General features: G+C 73.4%; 12 protein-coding genes. 6 read left to right on the top strand and 6 right to left on the bottom strand.

All coding sequences use genetic code 11. The annotated features are described in order from the left end of the window. Positions 1-13: 13 nt before the first annotated feature. Positions 14-1,228, top strand: coding sequence for a hypothetical protein (locus OJ997_RS23820; RefSeq protein ID WP_270027755.1), 1,215 nt, complete (start codon positions 14-16; stop codon positions 1,226-1,228). Positions 1,229-1,308: 80 nt separating this feature from the next. Beyond that, the gene (locus OJ997_RS23815) at positions 1,309-3,207 is read left to right on the top strand and encodes a M14 family zinc carboxypeptidase (protein WP_270027754.1); all 1,899 of its coding nucleotides are present in this window, start codon (positions 1,309-1,311) and stop codon (positions 3,205-3,207) included. Positions 3,208-3,231: 24 nt separating this feature from the next. Here OJ997_RS23815 and OJ997_RS23810 read toward each other — a convergent pair whose 3' ends face one another. The 6 genes from OJ997_RS23810 to OJ997_RS23785 all read right to left on the bottom strand — a co-directional run bounded on the left by OJ997_RS23810 (position 3,232) and on the right by OJ997_RS23785 (position 10,752). Next, on the bottom strand, positions 3,232-4,551 hold the full coding sequence (locus tag OJ997_RS23810) for an FAD-binding oxidoreductase (RefSeq protein ID WP_270027753.1): 1,320 nt from the start codon (positions 4,549-4,551) through the stop codon (positions 3,232-3,234). Positions 4,552-4,621: 70 nt separating this feature from the next. Next, on the bottom strand, positions 4,622-5,242 hold the full coding sequence (gene lepB / locus OJ997_RS23805) for a signal peptidase I (protein WP_270027752.1): 621 nt from the start codon (positions 5,240-5,242) through the stop codon (positions 4,622-4,624). Between the two features lie 15 nt (positions 5,243-5,257). Next, positions 5,258-8,533: a CHAT domain-containing protein gene (locus OJ997_RS37800; protein ID WP_270027751.1), complete on the bottom strand. Its 3,276-nt coding sequence runs from the start codon at positions 8,531-8,533 to the stop codon at positions 5,258-5,260. 175 nt (positions 8,534-8,708) lie between these two features. After that, complete coding sequence (locus OJ997_RS23795) at positions 8,709-9,152, bottom strand: hypothetical protein (protein WP_270027750.1); 444 nt, start codon at positions 9,150-9,152, stop codon at positions 8,709-8,711. A gap of 3 nt (positions 9,153-9,155) precedes the next feature. Further along, positions 9,156-9,719 (bottom strand): RNA polymerase sigma factor, encoded by a 564-nt coding sequence (locus tag OJ997_RS23790; RefSeq protein WP_270027749.1) that lies wholly within the window; start codon positions 9,717-9,719, stop codon positions 9,156-9,158. Positions 9,720-9,798: 79 nt separating this feature from the next. Then, complete coding sequence (locus OJ997_RS23785) at positions 9,799-10,752, bottom strand: quinone oxidoreductase family protein (RefSeq protein ID WP_270027748.1); 954 nt, start codon at positions 10,750-10,752, stop codon at positions 9,799-9,801. Between OJ997_RS23785 and OJ997_RS23780 the strand changes: the two genes are divergently transcribed. The 4 genes from OJ997_RS23780 to OJ997_RS23765 form a co-directional block, all read left to right on the top strand. Next, complete coding sequence (locus OJ997_RS23780) at positions 10,751-11,899, top strand: ankyrin repeat domain-containing protein (RefSeq protein WP_270027747.1); 1,149 nt, start codon at positions 10,751-10,753, stop codon at positions 11,897-11,899. The genes OJ997_RS23785 and OJ997_RS23780 overlap by 2 nt on opposite strands. A gap of 33 nt (positions 11,900-11,932) precedes the next feature. Then, positions 11,933-12,559 carry an HAD family hydrolase gene (locus OJ997_RS23775; protein ID WP_270027785.1) on the top strand — a complete coding sequence of 209 codons (627 nt, stop codon included), beginning with the start codon at positions 11,933-11,935 and terminating at the stop codon, positions 12,557-12,559. A gap of 105 nt (positions 12,560-12,664) precedes the next feature. Beyond that, the gene (locus tag OJ997_RS23770) at positions 12,665-13,255 is read left to right on the top strand and encodes a winged helix-turn-helix domain-containing protein (RefSeq protein WP_270027746.1); all 591 of its coding nucleotides are present in this window, start codon (positions 12,665-12,667) and stop codon (positions 13,253-13,255) included. Positions 13,256-13,267: 12 nt separating this feature from the next. Then, positions 13,268-13,872 (top strand): MFS transporter (locus tag OJ997_RS23765; protein WP_270027745.1); only part of this gene is annotated, 605 nt, incomplete at its 3' end.

Raw genomic sequence — 13,872 nt, 5'->3', positions numbered from 1 at the left:
TAGCTGTAGAGCCATGCACCTCCCCAAGACCTTGATCGCCGCCGCCGTCGCGGCGCTCGCGCTCCCGGCCGCCGCGCAGGCCGCGCCGCCGTGGAGCGCTCCCGTCTCGGTGTCCAGCGAAGCGACCTCCGCGCCGCACGTCCTCTTCGCCGGCGGTGCCGGCACCGTCGCGTTCAACGGGCCCGGCGCGTCGTTCGCGCGCCCCGTCCTGCAGGCGCCGCTCGACGGCTCCGCCCAGGCGGTCGACTGGCCGGGCGCGAAGGGCTTCGACACCACCTACGGCGCGTTCGCGGGCGGTGAGCGCGCGCTCTATGTCGGCTCCAACGGCGAGGAGCGCGTCCTCGTCGGCGAGGCGTCCGGCCCCAACGGGCAGTGGCGTACGTCGCTGCGCGGGCCCAAGACCGGCGGTGCTCGGGCGGCCGCGGCCCCCGGAGCGGCCGTGTTCGGCACGTTCGGGCCCGGCTCCGTGTACCTCGTGCGCCAGGAAGGCGCGAAGCTCGAGCCGACGCAGAAGCTCTCCGGCCGCGGCAGCATCCGCTCGGTCGCGGTGGCGACCAACGCCGGCGGCGACATCCTCGCCGTCTGGGATCGCGCGGGCACGATCGAGGCGCGGTACTGGTACGCGCGCTCGGAGCGGCTGTCGGCCGTGAAGGCACTCGGCAAGACCGACGCGGCGCTCAAGCTCGGCGTCGCGCTGGGGGACGACCGGCGCGCGGTCGTCGGCTGGATCGACCAGCGCATCAGCGAGGGCGAGGCCGCGAAGGGCTCCGCCTGGGCCACGGCCCGCACCGCCACGCGGGGCTTCGCTGCTCCCAAGCAGCTCGACACGTACGGCAACAACGACATCGCGGGCGGCGTCGGCGTCAAAGCCGCGCCGAACATGGTCGTCTTCTCCGGCTCGGACGCCATCAAGGCCGCGCTCGTCAACGGCCGCTCGATCGGGGCGCCGCAGGCCATCGCGCCGGTCGCGCCCGACCAGAGCTTCGCCGACATCGGGCTCGGCGACCTCGCCACCTCGGCGGGCGGCAAGGCCGTCGTCGCGGTCGCCGCCAAGGACCGGATCTGGGCCGTGCCGTTCGACGGGACCGCCTTCGGCGCGCCCGAGGACGTCAGCGGTCCCGAGCAGGAGCCGCACCAGCCCTCGGTCGCGTTCGACGGCGCGACGGCGTACCTGGCGTGGCAGTCGACGCCGACGCGTGTTGAGGTTTCCCAGCGCCCAACGCCTTGATTGTCCCTTAGGTGGCGCATAGGTTCTGCTCGCCAAATCTGCACGCGCGGTCCAGGCGCGGTGCTCTGAAGAGGGGGACCATGTCGCTCAGAAACAAGCTGATGACCGCTGCTGCGGTCACGGCCATCGCCGGGTGTGCCATGCCGGCCGTCGCGTCGGCGGAGCCGAACGTCGAAGCCGCCGTCACGGCGTTCCGGGATCTCGGCCTCGCGCCGCTGACCACGATGCCGTCCGGGCGCGTGGTCTCGAACACGGTCGGTGCCGCCGACAACTTCGGCTACCGCACCTACGACCAGATCAACCAGGAGCTGGCGAACCTCGCGTCCGCCAACCCGACGCTCGTCACGCTCAAGACGCTGCCGCGCAAGAGCGTGGAGGGTCGCGACGTCAAGTACATCGAGCTCGCCAACAACGTCTCCGCGTACGACGGCCGCCCGGTCTACTTCATGATGGGCTCGATCCACGGTGACGAGTGGGCCGCCGGCGAGCACACGCTCGAGTTCATCTACGACGTGATCAACACGTCCAAGACGAACCCGAAGGTCAAGGCCCTCCTGGACAAGGTCCGCCTGATCGTCATCCCGGTGGTCAACGTCGACGGCTGGGTGCGCAACCGCCGCGCGAACTGCGGCGGCATCACCGCGCCGCCCGCGGGCTCGACGTGCGTCACCACCGGCGTCGACATGAACCGCAACTATCCGTTCGGCTGGGGCTCGAACATCGGCGTCACGTTCGCCGCGCGCGGGCTCGGCCCGGGCTCGGAGCCCGAGGTCCAGAACACGATGGACATCGTGAAGAACAACCAGGTCGTGGCGCTGCTCACGAACCACAACAACTCGCACGCGTTCTTCTACCCCGGCCTCGAGGTCGCGGCCGGCCTCCCCGCCGACCTGGACTCCATCCGCGGCCTCTCCGTCGCGATGGCGGCCGCCACCAACAACGGCTACACGAACGTCCGCGACTCGGCGCACGACTACGAGACGTCGGGCGAGACGATCGACTGGTCCTACTACGCGACGCGCGGCTTCGCCGTGACGCCCGAGACCGTCGGCGGCTCGAGCACCTGCAACCGCGCCTCGGCCACCAACAAGGCCGGCAAGGCCCCGAACTACGTCAACTGCACCACGGGCGACTACACCGGCTTCGTGCCGGCCGACGCCGCCGCGGACATCAAGACGGCGTACAGCGGCCACGCGATGCGTGACGCCTTCTACCAGTCGCTCGTCTACTCGACGATCTCCGCCGGCCACTCCGTCATCAACGGCACCGCGCCGGCCGGCTACACGCTGAAGGTCACCAAGGACTTCAACCTGTACACGGCGACGATCCGCAACAACACCACGCCGGTCACGTTCAACCAGCCGCAGGCGATCCCGACGCACCTCGAGTCGTGGATGCAGGTCCCGGCCAGCGGCAAGTTCGAGTTCCACGTGAACCCGTCCGTGCGCCCGGTCCCGCCGTACCGCGCCGAGGGCATGGTCCCCGGCCCGAGCGGCTACTACCAGGAGAGCTGGACGCTCACGTGCTCGAAGCCGGACGGCACGGTCGTCGACTCCAAGACGGTGCTCGTCGACAAGGGCCAGACGGCGAACCTGTCGCTGTGCACCGAGGGCAACGTCGGTGGCACGGTTCCCGCGACGCTCGCGCTGTCGCTCGGCACTCCGGCGACGTTCGGCGCGTTCACGCCGGGCGTCGAGCGGGAGTACACGGCCACCACCGACGCGACCGTGATCTCCACGGCCGGTGACGCGACCCTGACGGTCGCCGACACCGGTGCCAACCCGGGCTACCTGGTCAACGGCACGTTCGCGCTGCCCAAGCCGCTGCAGGGCCTGGGCGTCGTCAAGACGTGGACCGCGCCGACGTCCAACGAGAAGGTGCCGGTCACCTTCAAGCAGCTCATCGGCGCCAACGACGCGCTGCGCACGGGCACGTACTCGAAGACGCTCACCTTCACGCTGAGCACCACGAACCCGTAAGCATCTCGCGCGCGGGCAGGCTCCCTATGGAGTCTGCCCGCGGCCGGCGAACACGCCCTCGGGGTCCAGCTGGGCCTTGAGGGCGCGCAGCCGGTGCTGGGTGAAGCCGTCGTAGAAGCGCGCCGGGCCGCTGGAGAAGTTCAGCAGCGCGCGGCCGGCGTCGTAGGGCTCCAGCGCGTCGGTCAGGCGCGTGAGCGCGGCGTCGACGGCCATCGCGGCCTCCGCGTTTCCCGCGATCCCGACGCCGAACAGGGAGTAGGACGCGTGCACGTCGTTGAGCGCGCCGTGGCAGACGCTCCCGTGGGCCATCGCGCCGCCCATGTGCCGCAGCTCGACCGAGACGAGCGGGGCTCCGGCGTGGGCGACGAGCGCGTCGAGCGCGCCGTCGGAGAGCTCGCCGAGCAGCCGGTGCCCGTGCGCGCCGGGGCTCGGGTCCTTCGGGTCGTTGTGGATGTCGGTGAGCTGGTCGGGCGTCATCGGGCCGATGAGGTCGGCGACGGGCTGCAGGGCGCGCAGCGGGGCGAGGATCGCGTCGTCGCCTTCGACCGCGACCTCGATCAGCACCACCGGGTCGCCGCCGGGCGGGTTCACGAGGCGGCACAGCGAGCTGACGGTGTCCGGGACGGTCTTCGTCCAGTCACGCCACGCCCGGAAGATCCCTTCGGCCCGGTGGCCGGGGAAGACGAGCGCGCCGCCGTGCAGCTCTTCGACGGGGTAGAGCTCGAACTCGAGCGCGGTGACGATCCCGTACGTGCAGGCCGCGCCGCCGCGCAGCGCCCAGAACAGCTCGGGCTCGGTGCGGGTGTCGGTGCGGACGTGCTCGCCGTCGGCCGTGACGATCTCGATCGCGGTGACGCTGTTGCAGGCGAAGCCGTGCGCGCGGGCGAGCCAGCCCGTGCCGCCGCCGAGCGTGTAGCCGACGACGCCGACGGTGGCCGAGCTGCCGGCGAGCGGGGCGAGGCCGTAGCGCGCGGCGGGGCCGGTCACATCGCCCCAGACGTTCCCGGCGCGGACACGGGCGGTGCGCGTGACGGGGTCGATCCGGACGCCGCGCATGTGCTTCGTGCTGACCAGCACCGTGTGCTCGAGCGGGCCGGTCGCGCCGGCGCCGTGGCCCGTGGCCTGCGGGGCGAGCTCCAGGCCGTGCTCGCGGGCGACGTGGGTGAGGGCGACCACGTCGGCGTCGGTACGCGGGAACGCGACCGCGAGGGGGCGCTGCTCGACCGCGCGGTTCCAGGGCCGGCGGACCTCGTCGTAGCCGGCGTCGTCCGGTCCGTAGACCTCGCCGTGGAGGCGGTTGCGGAGGGCTTCGACGGCGGCGGAAGATCGGTCCGTGATCAGCATGCGCCGATCGTGGACTGCGCGCGGGCCGCGCGCATCGGGGATCCCCCTAGGGGAGGGCCCGCCGAACCCTTTAGACCCCGCCCATCTCTTTCGGCGGCCAGTACGTGGCCACCGCCTTGCCGATCACCCAGTCGCGCGGGACGGGGCCCCAGAAGCGGCTGTCCTCGGAGTTGCCGCGGTTGTCGCCCATCATGAAGTAGTGGCCCGCGGGGACCGTGATCGGGTTCAGGTTGCACGACGAGTCCGAGCAGTCGGACGCGAACGACTCCTTGACGGGCTTGCCGTTGCGGATCACGTGGCCGTTGGAGACCGCGATCGTGTCCCCGGGCATCCCGACGACGCGCTTGACGAACGTCGTCTTGGACTTCTCGGCGGTCGGCTTCGCGCACGACTGGCGCGCTTCGGCGCCGCCGTTGTAGAACGGGCCCTGGCCCGCGTTGCCGCACTCGCGCTCGTCCGTGCCGCGCGGCGGCGTGAAGACGGTCACGTCCCCGAGCTTGGGGTCCCCGCCGATCTTGTGCGAGAACCGGTTCACGAGGATGCGCTGGCCCTCCTGGAGCGTCGGCACCATCGACTCGGACGGGATGCGGTAGGGCTTGACGGCGAACGCCTGGATCGTCAGGGCGAAGAACAGCGCCACGGCGACGGTCAGGATGAGTTCAACCGTCGAGCGGAGCGGTTTCGTCTTCACGCTTGCGAAGGGTAGTCAGCCCGCGCCGAAGCAGACGAACGCCGCTCCGGCAACGCTCATGAAGGCGTCTTTAGCTCGGGCCTTCACGAGCGCCTCGGCGGGTTTGGCGCCGGCCTGCAGCGCCTCGTCCAGGGCCAGCATCAGGCCTTTCGTCGCCTCGTCCGGGACCGGCACGACCGCGGCGATCACCGTGCTCGTCCCGAGCGCGAACACCGCGGCCGTGAAGCCCATCAGCTCGTCCCCGGCGTGCACCGCGGACAGCCCGGACTCGCACGAGGACAGCACGATCCGCTGGGGGAGGCGATGCAGCCGCTCGAGGTCGTAGACCGTGACGTTCCCGTCGGCGAGCTCGAGGCTGCAGAACTGCGGGTTGTCGTCCCGGAACCGCCCGTGCGCGGCGACGTGCGCGGAGTCGGCGCCGTCGAGTGCCCGCGCCACGTTGGCGACCGTGGCCTGCTCGTGCGTGAGCGTCGTCGCCTCGGGATGACGCCGCGCGAGCGCCTCGATCTCCTCGGTGGCCGCCGGGAGCCGCGGGCCCGCGACGAGCACGTGCCGCGGCCGGTGCGGCAGCGGCCCGGCGAACGCCGCCCGGTACCAGAGCCGCAGCGAGGGGGAGACCGACACCGGCCGCTTGTCGAGGCTCGGCAGCATCGACCACGGCAGCGCGTGCAGCTCCCCGGTCGGCACGATCACGAGCGGCCGGTCGCCGGCAGCGGCGGTCGAGTCGAGTGCGAGCAGCGCGTCGAGCCTCTGGGCGACCGTCGCCACCACGTCCGCCATCCCCTGCGCCATGCGACTTCCCGGCGCAGCGGTCGCGAGCCGCCGCAGCCCGAACCGCAGGCTCGCCACCTCCTTGGCGACGTCCGCCTCGCTGCCCAGCCGTTTGAGCCTGGCCCGCCCGTCGACGACCGTCACCGTGAACAGCACCCCGTCGAGCGCCACGAACTCCACGAGCACCCGCTTCCCGAGCGCCGCGACCACCGCGTCGAACGAAGGCATCCGCTCCAGGTCGGCCATCAACGCCACGTGGCTCGCGGTCTCCCGTCGCACCACGGCGGCCACGATCCCGCCGCCGCCGCCCCGCCCGGCACCGCGCTCGTCGCGCCGCGCCTCCTCGCCGCCCCGCGCGTCGTCGCTGTCGCCGCGTGCGCTCACGCCCACGCGTGCGCCGCCCACTCGCGCGGCGGTCGTCGTGCCCGCGCGCATCTCTCCGCGGGCCTGGAGCGCGCGGCGGCGGACGGACCGTTCGAGCGCGGCCTGGCGGCGGCGCAGCTCCGTCTCGGGCCGACCGTCGCGCAGTCCGGCCTCCAGCGCGGCGGACACCCGCCGGAGCTCTTCGAGGTCACGCGCGAGCGCCGCGTCGTCGGGCGGTCGCGCCGGCCGCCGCATCAGCCCGGCGGCGCGTCGTCGTTCGGCGGCGGCGAGCACGCGCTGGGCGGAGCCGGATTCGACCGCGAGCCGCAGCCCGAGCGTCGCGAGCGCCTCGCCGTGCCCGGACGCGTGCGCCCGCAGCTCCGTCGCTCCGAGCGTCATCTGGTGCGCCTCGAGCGCGCGCAACCCGGCTGCCACGGCCGCGCTCGCTCCACGCCGGTCACCCCGCGCGAGCCGCAGCAACGCCGCCGCGTGCGAGGCCCGCGTGCGCACCTGGACCGGCCCGCGGTCCCCTCCGGTCGCCGCGAGCTCGAGGTAGCGCCGCGCGGTCCGCGGCCGCCCGAGCTCCAGCGCGGCCCGCCCCGCGATGAGCCGCGCATCGAGCGCCTCGACGTCCCACCCGACCCGCTCCAGCGCCCGCACCGCCCGCTGCGCCGCGCCGAGCGCCGCTTCCAGCCGCACCCGCCGGACCTCGCCGGTCGTCGCCGACCCCGTCATGTCGCCGGTCGCCGCCGACCCCGTCGCGTCGCCGGCCGTCGCTGGTTCGTTCCCGCCGCTCGCCGCTGACCCCGTCGCGTCGCCGGCCGTCGCTGGTTCGTTCCCGCCGCTCGTCGCTGACCCCGTCGCGTCGCCGGCCGTCGCTGGTTCGTTCCCGCCGCTCGTCGCCGACCCCGTCTCGCCGCCGGCCGTCGCCGTCTCGACCTCGCCGGTCGTCGCCGACCCCGTCGCGTCGCCGGCCGGAGCCGTCTCGACCTCGCCATTCGTCGCCGACCCCGTCTCGCCGCCGGCCGTTGCCGTCTCGACCTCGCCGCTCGTCGCCGACCCCGTCTCGCCGCCGGCCGTTGCCGTCTCGACCTCGCCGCTCGTCGCTGGCCGCGGTGTGCCGTCCGGCCCCGCCGGTCCGATCCCGTCGCCCGTCGTCGCGGGATCGGCATCGGTGCGGGTGGCTTCGATCCAGGCGGCCTCAGCCGCGGCGGCTCGTGCCAGCGCGGCCCAACCCGGGCGGTGCTGGCGACTGAAAGCTGTGTCGGCTCGGCGTGCGTGCTCGCGGGCCGCCGCCGTGTCGCCGACCAGCAGCTCCGCGTGCGCGGCGAGCAGGCGGGCCTCGGCGAGGTCGGCGGCGAGGCCCGCGGCGGCCAGCTCGGTCACGGCGGCGGCGGCGTTCGCCTTCGCCTCGGCCGCCAGGCGCGCGGACAGCAACACTTCGCAGCGGTCCATCAGCAGCAGCGCGAGCGGCACGTCGTGGGCGCGGTACTCGACCTCGACGCGGTCGTACCTTGCGAGCGCGAGCGGCACGTCGCCGCTGCGGGCCGCGAGCCAGCCCCGGTTGTGGCGGACCTGCGTTGCGGCCAGGGCCTGGCCGATCGACTCGTGCAGCTCCTCGGCGCGGGCCAGGTCCGACTCGGCGGCGGCCAGCGCGCCGCGATAGACCTGCAACACACCGCGGTTGCACAGCAGCCGCGCCTCCCACAGCACGTCCCCGCTCGCGCGGTGCGCGCGGAGCGGCCGCCGGTAGCCCGCGAGCGCCTCGTCCAGCTGCCCGAGCTTCTGCAGGATCAACGCGCGCTGACCCTGCACGCGTGCGCGCAGGTGCCCGTCGAGCGCGGGCTCGGCCCGGTCCAGCGCCGACAACGCGCCCGCCGTGTCGCCGACCAGCGTCAACGCGAGCGCGAGCGACATGTCGGCCTCGCCGGCCCGGCCCGCGAGCCCGCCGCCCAGCGCCAGCTCGCGCGCCCGCTCGAGGTGCACCACGGCCGCGGCCACGTCCCCGAGCTCCACCGCCGCGAGCCCCAAGGCCCGCTCGGCGACCGACCGCGCCTCCACGTCCACCGTCTCGGCGACCACGGACGCCGCCGCCCGCCGCGCCGCGCGCGCATCGGCGGACGCCAGCCGCACTGCCTCCTCGGCGACCGAGAGCACGAACGGAGCCTATGGGAACGGCAACGGCTGACCAGACCCGAGGGCGCGGCGAGCGTGTAGGGGGTGCGGTCGCAAAGTGTCCTGTGGGGACAGTTTCCGACCGCGCCCCCGGTCGGCCCTCGCCATACGCAACGGGGGAACGCCCAGCGGTGTGCTCAGCCGTTGACGTCGCCGTTCAAATCGTCGTCCAGGGCACGGCGATCTGCGCGCCGCGCAGCAGCACGTGTAGGCGCACGACGCCCGCGCGGAGCCCTTCGAGCACGAACCGGCCGAGCTCGTCGGCCTGAACGGACACGGAGTCCTCGCCGGGCCGCTCGATCGTCACGACGGCCGAGGCGGGCGGCAGCAGCTGGCCCTCCAACCGCCGCTCGCGCGGCCCGATGTCCACCACTTCGAGCTCGATCCCGAGTCGCGGAGACTCAAAAGACAGCTGTCGCGCGCCGCTGGGGCCGCGCACGCCCGCTTCGAGGACCTCGTCGGCCGAGTCGCGCAGGAGCTCGGCGAGGTCCGCGTCGATCGTGCGCCAGCCGAACGCGGACCGCGCGGCCTCGTCGACCAGCGACGGCACCGGGTCGACGTGGCCGACCACCGCCCGCAGGCGTGCTTCCAGATCGTCCATGGCTCAGTTCCCTCCAGAGGTGTCAGTGGTGGTGACGCCCTCGCCCTCGGCCAGCCCGCGGAGCCGCTCCAGGCACCGCTGACGGGTCGGACCGATGCTCCCGATCGGCATGTCCAGCGCGACTGACACCTCGTCGTAGCTCGGCGGCGGATCCGCGACCAGCAGCCGGAGCAGCCCTTGGCAGCGCTCGGAGAGCCCGCCGAAGGCTTGCCACAGCGCGCGGTCGCGCTCCTCCACCAGCAACGCGGCGTCCAGCTGCGGCTCCGTGACCTGTTCCGGTGGTTCCTCGACGGCCACCATCCGGGCGGAGTGACGCAACGTGCGCAGGCACTCGCGGCGCGCCGTCGTGGCGAGCCAGGCGCCGACGCGCTCAGGGTCCTGCAGGCGGCCCAGATGCTCGACCAGGCGGAGCCAGGTCGTCTGCACCACGTCGGAGGCGTCCACCGTGGACAGCCGGTGCGACCGCGCGACGGACCAGACGAGCCCGTTGTAGCGGTCCACCAACGCGTCCCAGGCGGCACGATCCCCGTCCGCGGCGCGACGCACCAAGAGGGCGACCTCAGCCATGAGGCGCGAACGTACCATGAGCGGGCTTGACGTCGTCATGCGTCCGAACAGAGCGACGACGCCACGCCCTGATACGTCGCTACGGGATCAGCAGCAACTTTCCGGTCGAGCGCCGCGCTTCCAGGTCCTCGTGCGCGCGCCGCGCGTCCTCCAGTCCGTAGCGCTCCCCGATCCGCACGTCCAAGCTCCCGTCCGCGACCCAGCCCAGCACGGCATCGGCACGCGCGAGCAGCTCGTCGCGCGTCGCCGTGTAGGCGGGAAGCCCCGGCCGCGTGAGGTACAGGGACTTGGCCTGCAGCCGCTGCGGGTCGAAGTCCGGCGCCGGCCCGCTCGCCATCCCGTAGAGCACGAGGAACCCACGCGCGCGCAGTGACGCCAGCGAGTCCTCCCACGTCGTCGCGCCGATCGCGTCGTAGACCACGTGCGCGCCGCCGAGCTCCAGCGCCCGCTCGCGGAAGCCGTCGTAGCCGAGCGTCTCGTCGGCCCCGGCACCGCGCGCCAGGTCAGCCTTCTCCGAGGTCGAGGTCGTCGCGAGCACGTGCGCGCCCCGCGCCTTCGCCATTTGCGTGAGCAAGAGCCCGACGCCGCCCGCCGCCGCGTGCACGACGACCACGTCGTCCGCGGCCACCGGATAGGTCGAGTACGCGAGGTAGTGCGCGGTCATGCCCTGCAGGAGCACCGCCGCGGCCTGCTCGGACGTCACGCCATCCGGCACCGGGATCGCCGCGTCCAACGGCACCGCCACGCGCTCCGCGTACGACGCGGGCGCGGCCACCCAGCCCGCGCGGTCGCCTTCGCTGAACGAACCCGCGCCGCGCAGCACCGTCCCCGCGCCCTCGGCCCCCACGATCAGCGGCAGCTTCGCGTTCCCGTATGCCGCGCCGCGGCCCTCACGCTCGTACACGTCGCGGTAGTTGACGCCCACCGCCTCGACCTGCACCAGCAGCTGGTCGTCGCCCACCGTCGGCTCCGGCTCGTCCCGGACCTGCAGGACGTCCGGCCCGCCCTTCTCCTCGATTACGATCGCGCGCATGCTCGGCATTGTGGAGGAGGTCCTGCGCGCGGCGACGTCGGGCCGGCGCGCCCGGGCGGAGGCGCTGCTCGCCGAGCATCCGGAGGTGGCGCAGGACCGCTGGGTGCGGCTCACCGCCGGCCGCGCGTGGGACGGCGACGTCAACGCCCCCGGCGGCCCGCTGGACCGCGCCCCGCTCCTGTACGCCTGCTTCAGCGTCTTCGACACGACGGCGCTGGCGCGGGATCTCCTCGCCCGCGGCGCCGACCCGAACGCCACCTTCCTGAACGAGTACGGCCAGATGCCGGCGCTCTACGGCGCGGCGGGCGTCCGCCACGACCCCGAGCTGACCCGCGCGCTGCTCGAGGCGGGCGCGAACCCGAACGACGGCGAGTCGGCCTACCACGCCACCGAGGCGCCCGACGCCGCCTGCCTGAAGCTCGTCCTCGAGTTCGGCGCGGTCCCCGAGCCGATCGTCCTCGCGCACGCGCTCGACCACGACCGCATCGAGCACGCGCAGGTCCTCCTGGCCGCGGGTGCCGACCCGCGCGAGCTGCTCCCGTTCGCGGTCCGCCGCGGCCGCGGGCCCGAGACGCTGCGCCTCCTGCACGCGCACGGCGCCGACCTCGAGCACCGTGGGGGAGAGACGTGGCGCGGCGACGTCCCGCTGCGCACCGCCTACCAGCACGCCGTCCTGCGCGGCCAGAGCGACAACGCGCGCACGCTCGCGGAGCTGGGCGCGAACACCGAGGTCGACGCCGCCGACCGCGCCGTCGCCGAGCTGCGCGACGACCTGCCACGCGCGCTTGACGTCGACCAGCAGGAAGTCGTGATCCTCGCCGCGCTGCGTGGCCGGATGGCGCGCGTGGTCGAGCTGCTCGGGCCGGACTTCCGCGGCGTCGTCGGTGGGTCGCCCGAGGGCGCGCTGCTCGAGCACGTGAGTTGGGTGGGGGACCCCGCGCTCGCGCATTTCCTGCTGGAGCACGGCGCGCGACCGGTCGACCTCGGCTGGGCCGCCCACGGCTCCCAGCACCACGCGCTCGACGGTCGCGACTACGTGGGCGTGGCCGAAGCGCTCGTCGGCGCGGGCGCCACGGTCGACCGCGCCCACCTCGAGCAGGCCGACGGCGCGCTCGCCGAGTGGCTCGCCGCACGGCTCCCGCGCTGAGCCCGAAGGCTAGGCTCTCGCGCCTTGATCGGAGTGATCTTCGACTGCGACGGAACGCTGGTGGATTCGGAGCCGCTCTCGGGGGAGTCGTGGCGCCGCACGCTCGCGCCCTACGGCTACACCGTCACCGACGCAGACCTCGAGGCGTGCCTCGGGACGACCTACAAGCGGACCCACGCGTTCATGGCCGAGCGCGTCGCGATCCCCGCCGCCGAGACGCTGCAGCGCGAGCTGCACGCGACCTTGTTCGGCCTCTACGCCACACACCTGAAGCCGTTCGCGGACGCGCTGGAGGCGGTGGCGGAGCTGCGCGCGGCCGGCGTGCCGATGGCGGTTGCTTCCTCTTCGGTGCGTGAGCGGCTCGATCACACGCTGGCGAGCGTCGGACTCGAGTTCGGCATAACGATTGCCGGCGACGAGGTCTCCCGCGGCAAGCCCGCGCCCGACATGTTTCTGCTCGCTGCCGAGCGGCTAGGAATCGAACCGAAACGATGCGTCGTCGTCGAGGATTCCGGCCCTGGTGTGCGGGCCGGGCGCAGTGCCGGGATGCCGACGCTCGGGGTCTGTCGAGTGCCTGGAACCGAAGCTTCGCTCGCGGTAGCGGACCGCGTCGTCAACATAATTAGCGCCAGCGAAATACTTGCGCTGGCGGCGCTTTAGGAATCCGAAGTTCCCGCTCAGAGCAAAAACGCCATGCGAAGTTGACAGCTTGATGACTTTTTGTGTCGGGAGGCGTAGATTGATCCACGTCTTCTGGAGGTAGCAATGGCCGAAGCTGAACTGCACCCGGCGCAGGGATCGGGTGAGCTGGACGAATCGCTGCTTAGGGCGATCTCGCATCCGCTCAGACATCGTTTGCTGGGCATGCTCGACGGGCGGACCGCCAGCCCGAACCAATTGGCGCGTGAGCTGGACCTGCCCCTGGGGCGGGTCAGCTACCACATCCGCTTGCTGAACGACCTCGGGGCGATCGAGCTCGTACGCACCGAGCCGCGACGAGGTGCGCTCGAGCACTTCTACCGGGCCGTGACCACGGTCTGGTTCAGCGAGGCCGACTGGCAGAAGCTGCCGCGTTCGGCGCGCCGGGGGATCCTGGGGCAGAACCTCCAGCACATCTTCGGCAGCGTCACCGCGGCCGCCGACGCGGGGGGCTTCGACAGCCCGTCCAGCGTCGTCCTGCGGGCCCCACTGGAGCTCGACGAGCAAGGGTCCGGCGAGATCGCGGAGCTGCTGCGCGAGACCGTCGAGCGTGCGCGGGAGATCCAGTCGCGCGCGGCCGAACGGCGCTCGAACGGCAACGGCGCGTCCAAGGTCGCGATGGAGCTGGCGATCCTGCACTACGAGCACCGCGAATAAGCTCTCCGGCCAATGGCCGGAACCCGACGCGCGCTTGTCGCGATCGCAGCCGCACTCGCGCTGGCCGACGCGTCGATCGTCGCGCTCGCGCTCCCGCCGATCCTGGTCGAGTTCGAGACCACGATCACGGGCGCGGCCGCGATCGTCGGCGTCTACGCGCTCGTCCTCGCCGCATGCCTCTGGCCGGCCCGTGGGCTTCGTCCCGGACCGGCCGGCCTGCTCGTCTTCGCGGCCGCCTCGATCGGCTGCGCGCTCGCCCCGAACCTGTGGCTGATGCTGCTGTTCCGCGCCGTCCAGGCGGCGGGCGCGGCGGCGGCCCTGCTGACCGCCTTCCAGGTCCTCGAGGCCGGTGCATCCCCCACGGGCCGTCGCTGGTGGCTCGGCGCGGCGCTGATCGGCACGGCCGCCGGCCCGGCGATCGGCGGCGTGCTCACCGAGGCCTTCGACTGGCGCGCGATCTTCGTCGTGCAGGTCCCGTTGGCCCTCGCGGCGGCCTGGGCCTGCCGCACGGACGCGCCCGCGGTGGCCGCGCCGAGCAGCGAGAGCGGCAGCGCCGAGCTGCCGCCGTCCAGGGACACCGCGAGCGCGGCGACGAGGAGGGCGCCGGCGACGGCGGT

This window comes from Solirubrobacter phytolaccae (genome assembly GCF_027587195.1).
Classification (GTDB): Bacteria; Actinomycetota; Thermoleophilia; order Solirubrobacterales; family Solirubrobacteraceae; genus Solirubrobacter; species Solirubrobacter phytolaccae.
Note: the sequence above shows the minus strand (reverse complement) of the source record. Positions and strands in the feature narration are given on the sequence as shown.

Coding starts and splice junctions, on each gene's coding strand:
- OJ997_RS23770 (WP_270027746.1), top strand. CDS start 12,665: ATGGCCGAAGCTGAACTGCACCCGGCGCAGGGATCGGGTGAGCTGGAC.
- OJ997_RS23810 (WP_270027753.1), bottom strand. CDS start 4,551: ATGCTGATCACGGACCGATCTTCCGCCGCCGTCGAAGCCCTCCGCAAC.
- OJ997_RS23780 (WP_270027747.1), top strand. CDS start 10,751: ATGCTCGGCATTGTGGAGGAGGTCCTGCGCGCGGCGACGTCGGGCCGG.
- OJ997_RS23815 (WP_270027754.1), top strand. CDS start 1,309: ATGTCGCTCAGAAACAAGCTGATGACCGCTGCTGCGGTCACGGCCATC.
- OJ997_RS23795 (WP_270027750.1), bottom strand. CDS start 9,152: ATGGACGATCTGGAAGCACGCCTGCGGGCGGTGGTCGGCCACGTCGAC.
- OJ997_RS23785 (WP_270027748.1), bottom strand. CDS start 10,752: ATGCGCGCGATCGTAATCGAGGAGAAGGGCGGGCCGGACGTCCTGCAG.
- OJ997_RS23820 (WP_270027755.1), top strand. CDS start 14: ATGCACCTCCCCAAGACCTTGATCGCCGCCGCCGTCGCGGCGCTCGCG.
- OJ997_RS23790 (WP_270027749.1), bottom strand. CDS start 9,719: ATGGCTGAGGTCGCCCTCTTGGTGCGTCGCGCCGCGGACGGGGATCGT.